Below are 16595 nucleotides of genomic sequence, written 5' to 3' on the forward strand. Positions count from 1 at the left end.
AATAATGAGTGAATCAATCAAAGATGTAGTAAGTGCACAAATTATCGCGGCGATGAAAGCAAAAGATAAGGTTCGTCTAAACGCGCTAAGATACTTAAAGAAATTATTTATTGAAAATGAAACTGCTAAGAAACCTGTAGCAGAAATGGATATTGTTATTTCATATGCAAAGAAAATGAAAGACTCTATGAGCATGTACCCTGAGGGGAGTGATCAACGCAATGATCTTGAAGCTGAAGTAAAAGTTTTAAGTGAGTTTCTTCCAAAGCAACTTACTAAAGAAGAAGTTCAAGCGATGATTGATGAGGCAAAGAGTACTCAGGATAACCCAAATATGGGAAGCCTAATGGGAGCAGTTTCATCTAAAACGAAAGGACGTTTTAATGGAAAAGAGCTTTCTCAAATGGTTCAGGCTTCCTTAAAGTAATTACTTCTGTGAATCATAGATGACTTTAAAGTCACTAGTTCTATAGAAGTCATTAGGTGATATGCCCTCTAAGTCTTGTGGAGGGCCATTTCTAAAGTGACTCGCCCAATAATCCCAATTTCTTGTGAAGTCCATTGGCGCGGATGTTAAATCTTTAAATTTCATAAATCTATCCATAAATTTGAATAAAAACTCTGAGCAATAAAGTGTCTGATCATCCCATCTATAGTCACTGTCAAATGGAGTCATATAGTATTCACTCTTATATACATCCCAGTGATACTTCTTGAAGCTTTCTGTATTTACTGTAGGGCGAACTACAACATACTTATCAGTGTATTTTAAAAACTTTTTTACTGGCATGTGATGAACAAACCCTAGGGACTGTGCCGCAAATAACTCTTTCCCATCAGAAATAATAACACCTGAATGAGAAAATCTTCCTTTGCTTTCATCTTCAATAATTTCGCAGCTTCTACAATCAAGGTCTAGAAGAATGACATCTCCTACTTGAAAATCATTAAAGGCCTGAGACTGAATTGAAAGAAATAATAATATTACTGATGAGATAAATTTCACGATTACTCCGCTATAACTTCTGATAAATGATACATGGCGATTGCACCACATGTTCCAACATTGAGTGAGTTCTTCTTTCCACCTAGATCAATTTTTAAGATCTGGTCTGCACGTCTAAGTACACTCTGGTTTAAACCATATTTCTCGTTACCAAGAACAACGGCACATTGGCCTATTTTTTGTATTTTTGAAAGTGAGTTTGCATTTTGTTCAGTCTCAAATGCCAAGATTTCAACACCTTGCTCTTTGAGTGAATCAATACACTCTAGAGAAGACTCCCAGTACTTCCAATTAATCCACTTATCTGTACCTAGGGCAGACTTTGCAGTTTTAGAATTCTCTGGAGTAGGGGTGTAGCCACATAAGTGTATTTCTTTAATTCCTATCGCTTCGGCCGTTCTAAATAAACTACCAACATTGAATGAGCTTCTTAGATTATCTAATACGAGGTGGATAGGGCTTGGATTTTCGTTAACTTTTGCAAAGTCATCAATCGTAGAAATAATAAAGTCGCTATCTTTTAAATCTTTCTGATCTAGTCTTTCAAGCTTCATAAGAAGAATTTGAAGTGACTCTGGGTCTTCTGGGTATATCTCTAGTAGCTCCTGAGCCAGAGTAGACAATAATTTATCTTCATGTGAAGTTAAAGTATTGAGATTACCTTTTAGAATATTTAATGCGTCAACTCGTATAGACTCTCTGTCCCAGTGATCTTCAACCTGTCTGAAGGCCCTCCACAGAGTATTTACGCACTGCTTGTAGGTGAATGATAGAAATGACTTATTAGGTATTTTTACTGCCATGATTTTCTCACTGTGTTAATGGCAGAAGTTATAGCAATATTCCCTCAATTTTGCTAAATTTTCTTCTGATTATTTATATTTGGAGCTACTTAATGCAAAAGAAGAAATTTCTTATCACTGCGGCACTACCTTATGCCAATGGACCTATACATTTTGGACACATGGCCGGAGCTTATTTAGCTTCAGATGTTTACAATAGACACAGAAAACTACAGGGTCATAAGACCTTATTTATAAGTGGATCTGATGAGCATGGTGTTGCCATTATGCTTAATGCTAAAAAAGTTGGTCAAGACTACCAAGAATATGTGAATCAGTGGCATAAAGAGCATGGAGAGTTATTTAAAGACTTTGGAGTAGACTTCGATTTCTTTGGACAGACTTCTGCTGATTACCACAGAGAAGAAGTGATCAAGTGGTTTAAAAATCTTCATGAAAAAGGTTATATAGAGCCCAAAGACTCTCAACAACTTTATTGTAATGATTGTAACAATCATCTACCTGACAGATTTGTAGAGGGAACTTGTTACAAGTGTGATTATGAGCATGCAAGAGGGGATGAGTGTCCTAATTGTGGTGAATTTATAGACCCAGTAAAACTTACTAAAACAGAATGTAAAATTTGTGGAAGTAATAATATTTCTGAAGTTACAGTGACTCAATATTATATTTGTCTGTCTAAGTATCATACTGAATATAGAAAATGGTTAGGAACAAAGAGTGATACGTGGAGAAAGACTGTTTATCCTTACGTTGATAGCTTAACGAAAGAGAATCTTCACGATAGAGCAATCACTAGAGATATTGATTGGGGTATTGATGTTCCACTTCCAAATACTGAAGGAAAAAAGCTATATGTTTGGTTTGATGCTCCTATTGGATATGTATCAAATACAAAGAGGTTCTTAGAAGATACTGGCTCTAAAGAGGATTACCTTAAAGATTGGTGGAATAGTGATGATGTAGAGCTCACTCACTTCATTGGTAAGGATAATATTATTTTTCATACTGTTATTTTTCCAACAATGAGTATGGCTTCTGGAATATGTAAGCCTGCGGATCAAGTTCCTGCTAATCAATTTTTAAACCTAGAAGGTAAGCAATTCTCTAAATCAACTGGACACTACGTAGATGCGGCTAAGGCCGTTTCTAAGTTTGGGCAAAATGCTCTGAGATATTACCTACTTTCAATTCTTCCTGAGCAAACGGACTCAAGCTTTAGTTGGGAGCAGCTACAAGCGAAAGTAAATAATGAGCTAGCAAATAATATTGGTAACTTCTTAAATAGATGCCTTAAGTTCACTCAAAAGAATTGGAACGAGGGAATGCCTGCTGAATACTACAAGGGATTCACTGGTTCAGAAGCTGCTACAAAATTATCAGCAGATATAAAAGAGCTCAATGAGCTGATTGATGGATACTCTGTTAAAAAGGGGATTGAGAAGGTTATGTTCATTGGTCAAAGTGCTAATAACTTCTTCTCTGACAATGCTCCTTGGGCGCAGATTAAAGAAGATAAGGATCTTGCAGGCCAAACTCTTGCATATTCTTCTATCTATGCAATGTGCCTTGGTGTGATTATGAAGCCATTTCTTCCTGAGCTCTCTGCAAGTATTTTAAACCACTATAAAGATATCTTAAGTGAAGAGCAGCAAATGAGAATCTACAGCGGAGATATCTCTGTTATTGATGATGTATTCAAAAATGGTCATCACCTTACAGAAGAAGTCGTCGCACTCGTTCCAAAAATTGATAAAGAGCTAATCGAAGAAGAACTAGCTGAACTTGAGGCGAAGAAGTAGTATGGCCGGATCTCCAAAATTTCCAAGCACTGATTGGGCATGGCAAATATCATCTAAGCCTAGTGAAACAGCAAAAATTATTCATCCAAGTGGATTTGTTTTTGTATCACCAGTTAAGTTGAATCGTAAGGATAGACTAGAAGGACATGAAGACTTTCTTTATAAGTTAACTGAGAAAGATAGCTTTCTTTTGAGTTACACTATTGATTACTTTAGAAGTAAATCTAGAATTAAAGGCCTTTCTGAACATGAGGCGATGATTTTATCAGCAAACCTTGTATGTTCATATAGATTTAGAACACCTCTTGGCACAGAGCTTTTTACTGATCAAAATGCAAGTGATGATGACTGGAGAAAGTTTGGTGAACACCTAGTTGTTGTAGATGAAAAAGAATATGAAGTCTTTGTTATCGGACATAATAAGGGAACTCTTATTGCAGTTACTTTAGATAAGGTTGGAGATAAAATATCTAATCTAGAACTATTAGAGTTACCTAGAAGTTATTTTAAAAGAAACTTCTAAACAGTACTTTAAATAAATAAGTAATAAGGCCTTCATTTCTGAAGGCCTTTTTATTTTCTATTTTGAAAAATATCCAATTAAAGTTTCAACACCTTGACCACTTCCACCTTTTTGAACAAGACTTGGTTTTGAACCATTAGTCCAAGAGAAGATATCTAAATGTGCCCACTTTGTTTTACCTACAAACTTCTCTAGGAATAAAGCTGCAGTAATAGCTCCACCGTGACCACTCGCTGAGTTCACCATATCGGCATAATCAGAACTTAGTCCTACAAAGTAAGGGTTATAAAGAGGCATCCTCCAGATAAGATCTCCCATTTGTGAAGATGAAGTCTGTAGTCTGTTAGCAAGTTCATCATCATTAGAGAATAAACTCGCAATATCTTGCCCAAGGGCCACTTTTCCTGCACCTGTTAAAGTTGCAACATCAATAATAGTCTCTGGCTTAAGATCAAGTGCTAAGTCGATAGCGTCAGCAAGAGCAAGTCTTCCTTCAGCATCAGTATTATGTATTTCTACTGTTAGTCCATTTCTTGCTTTAAAGATATCACTTGGTCTAGACGCATGTTCACTGATTGCGTTCTCTGCTAGAGAAAGGTAGATATCTACATTTTTCTTAATTCCTGAAGTTTCAAGCCATCTTGAAAAACCAACAAGACATGCAGATCCACCCATATCTTTTTTCATATATCTCATCCCAGCAGCTCCCTTCATATCAAGTCCACCAGAGTCGAATGTAATCCCTTTACCAACTAATGCTACAGATTTCTTAGGAGCACCTTTTGGTCTATATTGAAGATGAACTATTCTAGGCTTGTTATTTGAAGACATACCAACTGAAAGAAGTAGGTTGCAATTTTCTTTTTGAAGTTTTTTCTCATCAAGAACTTTTACCTTAATAGTTTTACTAGTTTTAAAAAGGTCTTTTACGCTATTAGCATAGCTAACAGGATTCAATTCATTTGGTGGAAGGTTTACTAAGTGTCTGGCCTGATTTACTGCAAGAGCAATAGACTTTGCTTTAGTGATCATGCCTGCTGCCAGCTTCTTTCCATCTCTAGTAAATTTAAAAGAACCTGTAAGCTCTTTTTTGTCATAGCGGTAAAGGGCTAATTCAAGACCTACAATTGATCCCAGTACTTCTTCATCGCTAACACCGCTAAAGTGTAAGTTAATCTCTTTGGATCTATCAGCAAGAATAGTAGTAAAAAGTGACCCTATTTGTTCTCTCGAGGCTGCGTATGGACTCATCTCTAGAAGCCCACTATGAGAGTTTGATGTTTTTGTTATTATTTTCTCTAAGTAAATTGGTCCTGACTTTCCTGAAAGAGAAGTTCTACTCGCATTCTTTAGTGTAGACTTTTGCCAAGTTGGTAATTGTTCAGAAATTAGAGAGTGAACACTTTTTTCACTTTCATTACTAAATATGTAGATGTCGGTTTTAGAGGCATTTAATCCTTTTGCCGTACTTTTTCCATTTAGACTTGAGTTAACTTTGAATTGCATAATGACTCCAGTAATTTGATTTATTTATATCCTTTATACTAAATATTTAAGAAAGTGTTAAGCTGAGTTCATATTTTCTAAGCATTTAGAGAAATAATATTTCGACAATGGTACTTATGACATAATAGTGTATAGCAACACAGAAAAGAGTAGGAGACTATGGGAAATCAATTACATTCAAAAGAATTTAAGAATAATTTTGTTAATATTTTTAATGGAATTGATAAAGTCAGTAGAGATCCTAAGCAAACACCCGGAGTTCTCTATACTAGGGCCATGCCAAGTCCTGTTTCTGCACCAAAGCTTGTTTCTTACTCTGTGGAGTTAGGAGAGATTCTTGGTCTTGACAGTAGATTAGATAGTAAGAGTGTTGAGATTTTATCAGGCAATAGAGTGGTAAACTCTATGATTCCCTATGCTGCTTGTTATGGTGGTTATCAATTTGGACATTGGGCAAATCAGTTAGGTGATGGGCGGGCGATCACTCTTGGAGAAATTGAAAAAGATAATCATATATTTGAAGTTCAGTTAAAAGGATCAGGTAGAACTGCTTATTCAAGGCGTGGTGATGGAAGAGCTGTTCTTAGATCGTCTGTTCGTGAGTACCTTATGAGTGAGGCAATGTACTATTTGGGAGTTCCTACTACTCGAGCTTTATCACTTGTAGATACAGGAGATAAAGTACTAAGAGATATGTTCTATGATGGTAATGCTGATTATGAAAACGGAGCAATTGTAGCAAGGGTTGCTCCAAGCTTTCTTCGTTTTGGAAACTTTCAAATTCTTTTTGCTAGAGGTGAAGAGGATAATCTAAGAAAGTTATTGGATTGGACAGTAGAAAAGTTTTATCCTGATATTACTAGTTCTGGAGATAATAGGGTCGTTGATTTTTTCAGAAATGTCTCAAAGAGAACTTCTGGAATGATTGCAGAGTGGATGAGAGTAGGCTTTGTACATGGTGTAATGAATACTGATAATATGTCAGCTCTAGGTTTAACTATAGACTATGGCCCATTTTCTTTTCTTGATAACTTTGATCCAACCTTTACTCCTAATACAACAGACTTGCCAGGTAGAAGATATGCTTTTGCAAGCCAGCCTTCAATTGCATTTTGGAATCTTCAAAGATTCTCGGAAAGTCTTATGCCTTTGATGAATGATCAAAAGCTTCTAGAAGATGAAGTTGAAAATTTTAAATCCTATTACCAACACGATTATTTCAAGATGATGTCATCTAAGTTTGGTCTGAGTCACTTAGATACTGAGGACAGAAGAGAGTTCTTAATTGCTGTGGAGAATTGTCTCTATGAGTTAGAAGTCGATATGACGCTCTTTTATCAATTCCTAATTGATATTGATCGAAGTGGGGAGAGTAAGGACTCAACAATTAAACATTTTAAAGACTGTTTCTATATCGATCTTACTGAATCACAAGAGAGACAGTTTTATAATATGATTAAGGTGTACAAAGAATTACTCTCTAGTGACTCGTTAAGTGATGACGAGTCCATCGAGTTGATGAGAAAGGCAAATCCTCGCTTTATTTTACGAAACTACCTTCTTCACGAAGCTAGTGAGAAGTTAGAGAAAGGAGACTCTTCTCTCTTTGATGAACTCTTTTTGGCTCTTAAAGATCCTTATTCAAAGATTGGAGATAAGTTCTTTGTTAAAAGACCTAAGTGGGCTGCGCAGAAGGCGGGATGTTCAATGTTAAGCTGTAGTTCATAGAGTAAATAGTTCAAAAGTCAGTGTATTTTTGATGAGCTGTGATAAGACTAGTGAATGAACAAATTCCTTTTTTTAATTATTCTAATTTTCAGCTCTTCTTGGGCCTTTGCTGAGTCCTGTGAGACGATGGATAACGACTGTGAGTACTATTCATGTGTTGAAGAGCAGAGGCACTGTGGGAAAAAGGGCTATCTTCTTGGGTTTGGAAAAAAGTACTGTCTAAAGTTCTCAGAGCAAGATTATCGGTTCTCTAAGAAAGGTAGAAAGTGGCTAAACGATGTTAGAGAGTGTCTTATTGATAACTTAGATAAGTCTGAAGCAGTAAGTTGTAAAGAGTTTAAGCGTGAACAATTTAGGGCGCATGTGCCTTGTTATGTAAATACTGGTTACTGTGAGTTGAGCCGTAGAGACCGATTTGCTGTTAAGAAAGTAATCTATAAGTCTCTATGGAGACCATCTCTTATCTGGTCAGGAATGCGAGTTGTTCTAAACTGTAGATTTTAAATTATAGAAATCTTTTCTTCGTTTCATTGTCAAGAAAGAGACATTCAGTATTTCCTTTAAAGAACCTATGTCTATTATTTGCTATTAACTTATATACACAGTCTCTTATAAAGAGTGGAATGACTCTAAGGTAGTAGGTCATCGATAGGGGCCATTTCATCTCTTTTAGAATAAGTAGTGCGGCTTCTGATCTATAGTGCTCTTTTCCATTTTGAAGATAGATAACTGTGTCGGTAGATAAATTTTTGATATTCTCTTTTGCTATATCAGAGTCTAGTGGGCAAAAATATAAGATACTAGATTTTTCATATTTAAGAATAAGTTTAACAAAGCTGTTGCAAAGACCACAGTCTCCATCATAGAAAACAATATTCATTTCTTTTATGTTGTAACTCATTGTAAATCTATTCCTGGCCAACCTAATCCTAACATTACTTTACTAGGGATATTTCTATTCCTCTCTTATAATAGCATAGGAGAGAATATGAAAATAGAAACAAAACGTCTAAATATAAGATTAGCAGAGATTAGTGATGCTAGCTCTATAATCCATTTTTACAAAAGAAATCATGACCACCTCTCTCCTTGGTCTCCAAAGCAGCCAAATAACTTTATGGACACTGAGTTTTGGTCTGAAAGAATCTCAAAATATAAGCTTGAATATAGTAAGCAACAATCCTTAAAGGCTTGTTTATTCACTAAGAGTGGAGAGCTCATTGGAAGATGTAATTTTACTAATGTTGAAAGAGGATCTTTTCAAAACTGCAGGCTAGGCTATAAATTAGATCATGAGTATGAAGGCAAGGGTTATATGTCTGAGGCCTTAGATGCTCTAATACAAGTCATTTTCAATGAATTCAAGATACATCGTATTGAAGCTAATGTGATTCCATCCAATACTAAAAGCCGCAAGCTATTAGAGAGGCTAGGGTTTGAAGAGCACGGAATAGCAAAGAGCTATTTAAAGATAGATGGTAAGTGGCAAGATCATGTTCTTACTAGCTTATTGTCTAAATGACTCTAGAATCATGAACTTCTTATTCTGGTTAATGACAGTGCAATTTCCAAAGATCTTTTTTAGCTTTAAGTCATAGCGTAAGTGTCCATTGCCAATAACTATCATTTTTCCTCCTCGCTGAAGCTTCTTCTTAGCATCATTAAACATTTGCCAAGCAATGAAGTCTCCAATAGTCGTTCCTTGGTGAAATGGAGGGTTACAAAGGACTAGATCAATTTGGGGAAGGTCACTCTGTTCGTAGCAGTTAGTCCAAAAGTAATCAGCGCTATCTTCAAATGAGTTATTATAGTTTTCTTTTGAACTTTTGATAGCCATATAAGAATCATCTACAAATACTATCTTTGCATCTGGATTTTTCTTCTTGGCATTTAGACCGACGATCCCATTGGCACAGCCTAGGTCTAAAATTTTAGTGAAATTTCCTGATGGTATATTCTCAAGGAAGAATCTCGTTCCAATATCAAGTTTCTCTCTCGAGAAGAGGTTACTTTCATTTACTAGCGGAGTACTCCACTCGTCAATCTTTAGTGAAATGGGATAGGGACTAACTGCAGGACCCTTAGTGAAGCTCGCGTAGATTAGTCTGGCCTTCTTTTTTCCTAATGAAGTTGAGGTTTCACCTATGTACTTATTGATTAAATCAAAATGACCTGAGGACATATGCTTAATCATTCCTGAGAAAATGATGGGAGTATCTTTGTCTAAGAAGTTCGATAATTCTATAAGTATATCTTCCATAAATGAAAGATTCTTAGGAAGTTTAAGAATGACTAATTCGTAGTTACCTGCAATTCTTTTTAAATCAGAGCGTAGAGATATTCTCTGCTCAATATTTGAAGCTATTGCCTTTGTTGAAACAAATGAGTCTGAGTAGGTTGTGACGTCTCTAGCTTGAAGTCCATATGAAAGTGCTCCAAAGCTATCATTTAGAATAAGAACCTTTTGGAGATTTAAATACTTTGGTGTGTCGACCTCTGAGAGGACGAGTTCATCGGAAGCATCCCATGCTTGAAGGGGGTTATTCTTTATCGTTGGGTATCTCTTTAAGTTCTTTAATGTATTCATTAAGAACTTCTAGCATAACTCTATAATTTAAGCTATTTACTCTATTTAACTTGTATTTATTTCAAAGTTTAGTGGGGATTAGTTGATAATCGAACTCTAGGCCGATAACTACTTGAAAGTAAATATTAGAGGATACAATGGCAAAGAAAGTTAAGAGAAGTTATTCTGAAGATGTCACATTAACAGAATATAGAGATCACACTAAAGCATTTAACTGGTTTCCAGGTCACATGGCAAAGGCCATGAGGCAAGTTGGTGATAAGTTAAAAATGGTGGATATTATTCTTGAGCTTAGGGATGCTAGAATTCCTCTACTTTCAGGAAATGAAGACCTAAAGAAATTAGTCGGTAATAAGTGTCGACTAGTTGTTTTAAATAAAGTGAATTTATCAGATCCTAGTAAACTTGAAGAGTGGAAGAAGTGGTTTGAAGAAAATGAGAAGAATTATATCTTCATCAATGCACTTGACCGTAATGCAGTAAAGCTTATTACAGATAAAGCGCGAGAGATTGTGATTGCTAATAGAATTGCATCTGGTGGGTCTGGGGATAAGATCAGGAAGTTTAGAATGATGATGGTAGGACTTCCAAATACTGGTAAGTCTACTTTGATAAATTCCCTGCGTGGAAAAAAATCAGCAAAGTGTGGTGATAAGCCAGGTCTAACTCAACAACAGCAATGGATAAAAATTGATGCGGATATGGAGCTATTAGATACTCCTGGAATTATGCCTCGTCGAATCGATACACGGCAAGAGGGAATGTGGTTATGTGCTACTCATGCCATTAGAGACTCTATTTTAGGGCAAGAAGAAGTTTGTTGTTTTGTGGTCGAGTATCTATTGAAGAATTTTCCAGAAATATTATCAGAGCGCTATTCTATAGATGAGCTTGCTTCAACTACTGGTGAAGTTCTAGAGCAGATTTCATTTACTAGAGGATTTATCAAGAAGAAGGGTGTTGCTGACTTCGATAGAACTTTTGCAACAGTTCTTTCTGACTTTAGAAAGGGTGAATTAGGACTAGTTACCTTCGAGAACGCTCCTATGCTATAATTTCTCTATTAAATGGAGAAAATTATGGATCAAAACTTTTGGCGTAAATGTATCGTTTGTAAAAACGAAATCAACTTTTCAACTAAATACTATAAATGTTCAGTCTCTTCATGTGACAAGAAGCGAGCTCCTGCACAGTTCTGTTCTGTTGATTGCTGGGGTCTACATAGCTCAACTCTAAACCACAAAAGTGCATGGGCTGAAGAATATCATTCACCTTCAAAAGCCGAGTGGGAGAGTGCCCCTAAAGTTAGAATCGTTGGATCAAAGCCTTCTACAACGACTGTAAGCTCTAGCGAAGGAGTTCCAGAAGATATTCTAGTAGTTGTTTCAAAACTTAAGGCCTACGTGAAAGCAAGTGCTGATTTAAATACATCTGGTGATGTTAGTGAAGCTCTTTCTCATATAATTAGAAGAGAATGTGATAGAGCAATAGTAAATGCTAAGGCCGATGGAAGAAAGACATTGATGGGTAAAGACTTTTAGGCCTCTACACTCATCATTTGCTTATATATTTGAAGTCCAACCCACGCGTCACAAGCAGCGTAGTGGATTTGGGCCTCAGTAAGTGTTGGTTGTTCCCAGTTTGTAATCTTTGCTCTTTTAGAAAGTCGGTAGTTTAGGAAGATGGCGCAAAGAGCTCTGAGTCCAAAGTTCTTAACGTTTAGCTTCTTAGCAAAATCTTGTAGTTCACAAAAACTTTCTTCTTTGAAAGGTGAAAGCTTTTGAAGCGATTTGATATCATCCCTAACGGCTACTCCGGCCTTCACTATATTAGAATCAGCAAGTAGTTCTGCTAGCTCTTTTGGAAATGTCATTTGATTGAGACGAAATAAGTAGGCATCGTTATCTGTAGATAGTTGTAGAAGGGCAACATCGTAGTTCTCACCCTTTTTAAAACTCGGTCTAGTTTCTGTGTCAAAACCTAGAATTTTCTCTTTAGAAAGCTCCTTTGCAATTCTAATGGCTTCAGCTTCATCTGTTACAAGATGGATATTCCCCTTGAACTTGAGCATTTCTAATTTATTTATTTCATCTTTTTCTATACTGTTTTTAAATTTCATTGGACTAATTTAACACGTATGAGAGCATAGTTCTATTCATTAAATAGAAGGGGGATGAATGAAAGTCTTGGTCACTGGTTTTGAACCTTTTGGGAGTATAAGTACTAACTGTACTGAGCTTGTTCTACAAGAGCTTAAAGCAAACCCTAAGATTGATACACTTCTACTTCCCGTTGAAAATAATAAGTGCTTTTCTTACCTGCAAAAGAAAATGACAGAGGTCGAGTATGACTATGTCATCCTTCTTGGGCAGGCTTCTAAGAGAAGTCGCATTTCTATAGAGAGAGTGGCCTTAAATTTATATGACTTTCCTATTGAAGATAACTTAGGCAAACAGATCATTGATCAGAGAATTATTGAGAATGAGGAGAATGCACTCTTTTCAACTCTTCCTATTAAGAAGATATTAAAGGATTTAGGAGAGCGTGGAATAGAAGCTGAAATTTCTAACTCTGCAGGCACTTATATTTGTAATGAACTCTTTTTTAAAGGCCTTAATTCAACAAAAAATATTAAAACTCATCTCGGATTTATACATTTGCCTTTAGTTTCAGAGCAGAATTGTATTAATTTCACTACTGTTTGGAATTTGTCACACCTTTGCCTAGCAGTTGATGTAATCATCGGTGCTTGCTCTAACTCACTAGAATAATTATAAAAAAAAATAGATAGTCAATAGTTTTTATGTTGTTGGAATGACTTTTTGCGTTGCGTTTTCAGTTTACGGTAAATATTGTTTTTTTATCATTGCTTTATATACCGGATGATACTATAAATATGAATATTGAAAAGTTGCTATATTTCATAGCAACGCGAATACGTTTAAGGATATTTTTTATGGAAACAGGTAAAGTTAAGTTTTTTGATCAAGAAAAAGGTTTTGGATTCATTACTCCAGATAACGGTGGAAAGGACATTTTTGTTCACATCACTGGTATTCAAAGTGGTCCTCTTAATGAGGGTGACTCAGTTGAATTTGAAGTAGGTGAAGGCCTTAAAGGACCTTGTGCAGTAAACGTATCTCGCAAGTAATACTTTATTTTTAATGATTAAATAGAAGGGAGATCAACTTGATCTCCTTTTTTTTTGCAAATTTTTCTCTGGTAAATAATGACTCAATTCAAAGACCTCAACTTAAGCCAATCTCTTTTAGAAACATTGAAAGAAAAAGGCTACGATACTCCTACGGATATTCAAAGAGAAGCAATTCCACCTATCTTAAAGAAGAGAGACCTTTTGGGGATCGCTCAAACGGGAACTGGTAAAACAGCTGCGTTTAGTATTCCTATTATTGAGAATTTAGTCGAGAGTGACGTCAAGCTTATGAGTAAGAGGGTTCGTGCCCTTATTTTAACTCCTACGCGAGAACTCGCTAACCAGATAAATGATAATGTTGAAGTTTATTCAAAGAAAACAAAGTTAAAGTCCACTGTTGTATTTGGGGGCGTTGGTCCACTTAGTCAGGTCAGAAGACTTTCAACTGGTGTTGATATTTTAATTGCGACTCCAGGTCGACTCTTAGACCTTATGACAAAAGGTCATGTAAAGTTAGATCAACTTGAAATCTTTGTTTTAGATGAAGCTGATAGAATGTTAGATATGGGTTTCATTCGAGATATTGAAAGAGTTATAGCTAAGTTACCTAAGAAGAGGCAATCATTGTTTTTCTCTGCAACTATGCCAAAAGATATTTCAAATCTTGCTGGAACAATTCTTAGAGATCCTATTACTGTTGAGGTTACACCTGCTTCTACTCCTGTTGAAGTCATTGAGCAGAGGGCCTATCACTTAGATAGATCTAATAAACCTTTACTGTTAATAGATATACTTAAAAGTCATGAGTCAGAAAGTGTTTTAGTTTTTACTAAAACTAAGTACGGAGCAGATAGAGTTGCTAAGCATTTAGATCGTGCAGGTTTTCAATGTGCCTCTATTCATAGCAATAGATCACAAGGTGCAAGAGAAAAAGCTCTTAAGGCCTTTAGAGATAGAGAGATTAAAGTTCTCGTTGCAACAGATATTGCAGCAAGGGGAATTGATGTTGATAGTGTTAGTCACGTTATAAACTATGACGTTCCTTTAGATGCTGAAAGTTATGTTCACCGTATAGGTAGAACTGCAAGAGCAGGTCGAGAGGGAAGTGCAATGATGTTTTGTGACCCAAGTGAGATGAAATACTTTAAAGCTGTTGAAAAGCTTGTTGGTTATAAAATTCAAGAAGTTAAAGATCATCCTTTCTTTGGAGCTCCTCCTAGAGTTGCCCCAGTTAATAATCCGGCTAAGAAATTACAAAATCCTAATTTAAAAAAGAAATCTAAAGGAAAGCCTAAGCAAAACAATTCTAAGAAGAAGGTTGTTAAGCCTAGTACACCTAATAAGAGAAGGTTTGCAGGTAAGAAAAAAGCTCCGGCCAAGTCTTAGTTTAAATAGGAGAGTCTTACTTAGAGACTCTCAATTATCTTTTATAATTTCCAAAAGCTAGCTTAAGAGCGTCTACAGCTCTATCTAAAATATCAGGATTGAACATCTTTCCTCGGTCATATTCAATTTTCTTTATCGCCGCTCGTACTTTTTGACTTTCACTCATGTTTGCATTTTCATCACATGTATTATCGTAGTGATTTGCAAGAGCTACAATTTGAGACAACTCATAGATATCTTTTCCTGCTAGGCCTTTAGGAAAGCCTTTGCCATTATATTGCTCATGGTGCTGTTCAATAATTACTGCAACAGGGTCTTTTATAGATGGAATTGATCTAGCTGACTTTGCTCCTTTGATAGGATGAAATTCAATTGCTTGCTGATAAAGGCTTCCACTAGGGTTATCTAGAACCTTCGAAGGGATTTTTGCTTTACCATAATCGTGAAGTAGTGCTCCTAGGTATATATTCTCTAGGACAAGTTGATGACCATGACCGAGGCTCATTGCTAAATAGATAGAGAGGTTTGCTACATTTACACTGTGATCAGCAAGTGAGCGGTTATGCTTAACAAGCTTAGCAAGTATTGATGAGCTCTCCTTCATTTGCTTGGCCTTATTAATAAAATTCTCTGTAACATTTTGAAGGTGTTCAACTACTGCTGAGTTTATTTCTCTGTCTGCAAAAACTTCATAGACTGTTTCTTTAATCTCTTCTCTTGTCTCAACTAATTCTCTATTTTCTTCACCAACTTCGGCGACTAGCTCATTGATGGAGTCTTCTTTTGAAGTCTTCATCCACTCTATAAAACTTGGGATATCACCAATGAGTATATAAACTTCTTTTAAGTCTTTGTTTAAAAATTCATCGTATCTCTGTTTGCCTATTTGTTCTCCAGCATTTTTATACTTTAAATATTTTTCATTAATTAAGAGGTATATATCTGCGCACAATTCCTGATTGGGAATTATTTTTGATAAGGGGACTGGTGCGTGAGTAGGCTCTGAACTATTATTCAAATATTCCTCTCTTCCTAGAATTACTAATGAGTAGCTCTAAGAATATTATAGCTCAAGAGAATATATTTATCTATAGCTGAGGGTTATTCTCTATTTTATTAGGTGCTTAGGGTGGCGATCGGGATGAATAATTCTCTTATATGAATCCATTTCTGGATTGAAAATGAAGTTTAATAATACCTTAGTCCATGAATTATAAGACTTTAGTGTGTCGTAATACTCAGGAGCTAGTTTCTTTAGTTTTGGTAGTCTACTCCATGGAATATGCATGAAGTCATGATGCTCGTTATGAAATCCCATATTGAAAGTTAACTTATTTAAAACTCCATAGTAGGAGTAAGTCTCTTGTCCCTCTTTTGTTATATAATGCTCTTGAATCCATCTTCCACCAAGAGGGTGAAGCCCAAGTGCAAAGAGAGTTGAGAGTGCCAAATAGGCAAGTGCAGCTGGGCCTAGATATTTATAAATAAGAAAATTTACGATAAGGATGACAACCGTATTAATCGCTGTCCATCTATCTAATGGTTTATAGTACTTTACTTTTAGTGGGCGAAGAGCTTGTGAAAGAGAAAAGAGCATCAACCACATTGCTTTTAAAAATGAGTTATTTCCAACTATATTTGCTTCTGTTCGGCTTGTGATATCTGGGTCATAAGAATACTCACCAAGATGTTTATGATGGATCATATGATACTTTCTAAAACCCATGGCCGAAGGAAGGACTAGTGGAAGGTCACAAATAATCCCCATAACTTTATTGTAAAATGTCTTTTTAAAGACTGTGTTGTGACAGCATTCATGAATCATCACATACAGTGCATGATTGGCCACAGCGCCAATTGTGTAGCTCAGAATAAGTATTACCCACCATGGCTGAGAAGGGACTATGTAAGCGATAATGTACTGAAGCACAATAATAAGAACTATATAAAGGGCCGAGAATGGATTAGTGCCATAAAGCTCTTTAACTCTAGGGTATTTTTCTAGAATCTCTGCTCTACGTTTAACATGGCAGTTTACATCATTAACGAGAATATAGTCATTTGGCTTTGTCATAGCGCCGAATCTAGTATTTATGCTAG

General features: G+C 36.0%; 19 protein-coding genes. 11 read left to right on the forward strand and 8 right to left on the reverse strand.

All coding sequences use genetic code 11. From position 1 onward, the window contains the following. Nucleotides 1-4 precede the first annotated feature (4 nt). Complete coding sequence (locus tag ABX784_RS00990) at nucleotides 5-427, forward strand: GatB/YqeY domain-containing protein (protein WP_372651522.1); 423 nt, start codon at nucleotides 5-7, stop codon at nucleotides 425-427. Here ABX784_RS00990 and ABX784_RS00995 read toward each other — a convergent pair whose 3' ends face one another. Next, complete coding sequence (locus ABX784_RS00995; RefSeq protein ID WP_372651524.1) at nucleotides 428-1006, reverse strand: YiiX/YebB-like N1pC/P60 family cysteine hydrolase; 579 nt, start codon at nucleotides 1004-1006, stop codon at nucleotides 428-430. Between the two features lie 2 nt (nucleotides 1007-1008). Next, nucleotides 1009-1809, reverse strand: coding sequence for an RNA methyltransferase (locus tag ABX784_RS01000; protein WP_372651526.1), 801 nt, complete (start codon nucleotides 1807-1809; stop codon nucleotides 1009-1011). 92 nt (nucleotides 1810-1901) lie between these two features. Between ABX784_RS01000 and metG the strand changes: the two genes are divergently transcribed. Continuing rightward, nucleotides 1902-3611, forward strand: a complete 1710-nt coding sequence (gene metG, locus ABX784_RS01005; RefSeq protein ID WP_372651528.1) for a methionine--tRNA ligase — start codon at nucleotides 1902-1904, stop codon at nucleotides 3609-3611. Nucleotide 3612: 1 nt separating this feature from the next. After that, nucleotides 3613-4134, forward strand: coding sequence for a hypothetical protein (locus tag ABX784_RS01010; RefSeq protein ID WP_372651530.1), 522 nt, complete (start codon nucleotides 3613-3615; stop codon nucleotides 4132-4134). A 57-nt stretch (nucleotides 4135-4191) separates the two neighbouring features. Here ABX784_RS01010 and ABX784_RS01015 read toward each other — a convergent pair whose 3' ends face one another. Beyond that, nucleotides 4192-5640, reverse strand: coding sequence for a M17 family metallopeptidase (locus ABX784_RS01015; RefSeq protein WP_372651532.1), 1449 nt, complete (start codon nucleotides 5638-5640; stop codon nucleotides 4192-4194). A gap of 159 nt (nucleotides 5641-5799) precedes the next feature. Between ABX784_RS01015 and ABX784_RS01020 the strand changes: the two genes are divergently transcribed. Both ABX784_RS01020 and ABX784_RS01025 read left to right on the forward strand, forming a co-directional pair. Next, a complete protein-coding gene (locus tag ABX784_RS01020) occupies nucleotides 5800-7368 on the forward strand; it encodes a YdiU family protein (RefSeq protein WP_372651534.1) in 1569 nt (522 codons plus the stop codon). Nucleotides 7369-7422: 54 nt separating this feature from the next. After that, entirely contained in the window at nucleotides 7423-7872 is a 450-nt protein-coding gene (locus tag ABX784_RS01025; RefSeq protein WP_372651536.1) for a hypothetical protein, read from the forward strand. Between the two features lies 1 nt (nucleotide 7873). Here the strand turns inward: ABX784_RS01025 and ABX784_RS01030 are convergent, their stop codons facing one another. Continuing rightward, complete coding sequence (locus ABX784_RS01030) at nucleotides 7874-8269, reverse strand: thiol-disulfide oxidoreductase DCC family protein (protein WP_372651538.1); 396 nt, start codon at nucleotides 8267-8269, stop codon at nucleotides 7874-7876. An 87-nt stretch (nucleotides 8270-8356) separates the two neighbouring features. Between ABX784_RS01030 and ABX784_RS01035 the strand changes: the two genes are divergently transcribed. Next, complete coding sequence (locus tag ABX784_RS01035) at nucleotides 8357-8890, forward strand: GNAT family N-acetyltransferase (protein WP_372651540.1); 534 nt, start codon at nucleotides 8357-8359, stop codon at nucleotides 8888-8890. Here the strand turns inward: ABX784_RS01035 and ABX784_RS01040 are convergent. Then, the gene (locus ABX784_RS01040) at nucleotides 8876-9955 is read right to left on the reverse strand and encodes a methyltransferase (protein ID WP_372651542.1); all 1080 of its coding nucleotides are present in this window, start codon (nucleotides 9953-9955) and stop codon (nucleotides 8876-8878) included. The genes ABX784_RS01035 and ABX784_RS01040 overlap by 15 nt on opposite strands. Before the next feature lie 137 nt (nucleotides 9956-10092). Between ABX784_RS01040 and ylqF the strand changes: the two genes are divergently transcribed. Continuing rightward, nucleotides 10093-11010 (forward strand): ribosome biogenesis GTPase YlqF, encoded by a 918-nt coding sequence (gene ylqF, locus ABX784_RS01045; RefSeq protein ID WP_372651544.1) that lies wholly within the window; start codon nucleotides 10093-10095, stop codon nucleotides 11008-11010. A gap of 24 nt (nucleotides 11011-11034) precedes the next feature. After that, a complete protein-coding gene (locus ABX784_RS01050; RefSeq protein WP_372651546.1) occupies nucleotides 11035-11496 on the forward strand; it encodes a hypothetical protein in 462 nt (153 codons plus the stop codon). On the opposite strand, the gene ABX784_RS01055 is transcribed toward ABX784_RS01050, so the two are convergent. After that, entirely contained in the window at nucleotides 11493-12074 is a 582-nt protein-coding gene (locus ABX784_RS01055; RefSeq protein WP_372651548.1) for a 3'-5' exonuclease, read from the reverse strand. The two genes, ABX784_RS01050 and ABX784_RS01055, sit on opposite strands and share 4 nt — an antisense overlap. A 58-nt stretch (nucleotides 12075-12132) precedes the next feature. Between ABX784_RS01055 and ABX784_RS01060 the strand changes: the two genes are divergently transcribed. The 3 genes from ABX784_RS01060 (at nucleotide 12133) to ABX784_RS01070 (ending at nucleotide 14495) form a co-directional block, all read left to right on the forward strand. Continuing rightward, nucleotides 12133-12726, forward strand: coding sequence for a hypothetical protein (locus ABX784_RS01060; protein ID WP_372651550.1), 594 nt, complete (start codon nucleotides 12133-12135; stop codon nucleotides 12724-12726). Nucleotides 12727-12911: 185 nt separating this feature from the next. Continuing rightward, nucleotides 12912-13106: a cold-shock protein gene (locus tag ABX784_RS01065; RefSeq protein ID WP_290736709.1), complete on the forward strand. Its 195-nt coding sequence runs from the start codon at nucleotides 12912-12914 to the stop codon at nucleotides 13104-13106. Between the two features lie 78 nt (nucleotides 13107-13184). After that, nucleotides 13185-14495 carry a DEAD/DEAH box helicase gene (locus tag ABX784_RS01070; protein ID WP_372651552.1) on the forward strand — a complete coding sequence of 437 codons (1311 nt, stop codon included), beginning with the start codon at nucleotides 13185-13187 and terminating at the stop codon, nucleotides 14493-14495. 34 nt (nucleotides 14496-14529) lie between these two features. Here the strand turns inward: ABX784_RS01070 and ABX784_RS01075 are convergent, their stop codons facing one another. Both ABX784_RS01075 and ABX784_RS01080 read right to left on the reverse strand, forming a co-directional pair. Next, nucleotides 14530-15513 (reverse strand): HD-GYP domain-containing protein, encoded by a 984-nt coding sequence (locus tag ABX784_RS01075; protein WP_372651554.1) that lies wholly within the window; start codon nucleotides 15511-15513, stop codon nucleotides 14530-14532. Nucleotides 15514-15603: 90 nt separating this feature from the next. After that, complete coding sequence (locus ABX784_RS01080; protein WP_372651556.1) at nucleotides 15604-16569, reverse strand: fatty acid desaturase; 966 nt, start codon at nucleotides 16567-16569, stop codon at nucleotides 15604-15606. Between the last annotated feature and the right edge of the window lie 26 nt (nucleotides 16570-16595).

It is taken from the genome of Halobacteriovorax sp. (assembly GCF_041587335.1).
GTDB lineage: Bacteria > Bdellovibrionota > Bacteriovoracia > Bacteriovoracales > Bacteriovoracaceae > Halobacteriovorax.

What these genes read in the sequence shown, in the direction of transcription:
- ABX784_RS01015 (WP_372651532.1), bottom strand. Translation starts at nt 5,640, where the DNA reads ATGCAATTCAAAGTTAACTCAAGTCTAAATGGAAAAAGTACGGCAAAA.
- ABX784_RS01050 (WP_372651546.1), top strand. Translation starts at nt 11,035, where the DNA reads ATGGATCAAAACTTTTGGCGTAAATGTATCGTTTGTAAAAACGAAATC.
- ABX784_RS01030 (WP_372651538.1), bottom strand. Translation starts at nt 8,269, where the DNA reads ATGAGTTACAACATAAAAGAAATGAATATTGTTTTCTATGATGGAGAC.
- ABX784_RS01055 (WP_372651548.1), bottom strand. Translation starts at nt 12,074, where the DNA reads ATGAAATTTAAAAACAGTATAGAAAAAGATGAAATAAATAAATTAGAA.
- ABX784_RS01040 (WP_372651542.1), bottom strand. Translation starts at nt 9,955, where the DNA reads ATGAATACATTAAAGAACTTAAAGAGATACCCAACGATAAAGAATAAC.
- ABX784_RS01080 (WP_372651556.1), bottom strand. Translation starts at nt 16,569, where the DNA reads ATGACAAAGCCAAATGACTATATTCTCGTTAATGATGTAAACTGCCAT.
- ABX784_RS01020 (WP_372651534.1), top strand. Translation starts at nt 5,800, where the DNA reads ATGGGAAATCAATTACATTCAAAAGAATTTAAGAATAATTTTGTTAAT.
- metG (WP_372651528.1), top strand. Translation starts at nt 1,902, where the DNA reads ATGCAAAAGAAGAAATTTCTTATCACTGCGGCACTACCTTATGCCAAT.
- ABX784_RS00990 (WP_372651522.1), top strand. Translation starts at nt 5, where the DNA reads ATGAGTGAATCAATCAAAGATGTAGTAAGTGCACAAATTATCGCGGCG.
- ABX784_RS01065 (WP_290736709.1), top strand. Translation starts at nt 12,912, where the DNA reads ATGGAAACAGGTAAAGTTAAGTTTTTTGATCAAGAAAAAGGTTTTGGA.
- ABX784_RS01070 (WP_372651552.1), top strand. Translation starts at nt 13,185, where the DNA reads ATGACTCAATTCAAAGACCTCAACTTAAGCCAATCTCTTTTAGAAACA.
- ylqF (WP_372651544.1), top strand. Translation starts at nt 10,093, where the DNA reads ATGGCAAAGAAAGTTAAGAGAAGTTATTCTGAAGATGTCACATTAACA.
- ABX784_RS01010 (WP_372651530.1), top strand. Translation starts at nt 3,613, where the DNA reads ATGGCCGGATCTCCAAAATTTCCAAGCACTGATTGGGCATGGCAAATA.
- ABX784_RS01000 (WP_372651526.1), bottom strand. Translation starts at nt 1,809, where the DNA reads ATGGCAGTAAAAATACCTAATAAGTCATTTCTATCATTCACCTACAAG.
- ABX784_RS01035 (WP_372651540.1), top strand. Translation starts at nt 8,357, where the DNA reads ATGAAAATAGAAACAAAACGTCTAAATATAAGATTAGCAGAGATTAGT.
- ABX784_RS01025 (WP_372651536.1), top strand. Translation starts at nt 7,423, where the DNA reads ATGAACAAATTCCTTTTTTTAATTATTCTAATTTTCAGCTCTTCTTGG.
- ABX784_RS01060 (WP_372651550.1), top strand. Translation starts at nt 12,133, where the DNA reads ATGAAAGTCTTGGTCACTGGTTTTGAACCTTTTGGGAGTATAAGTACT.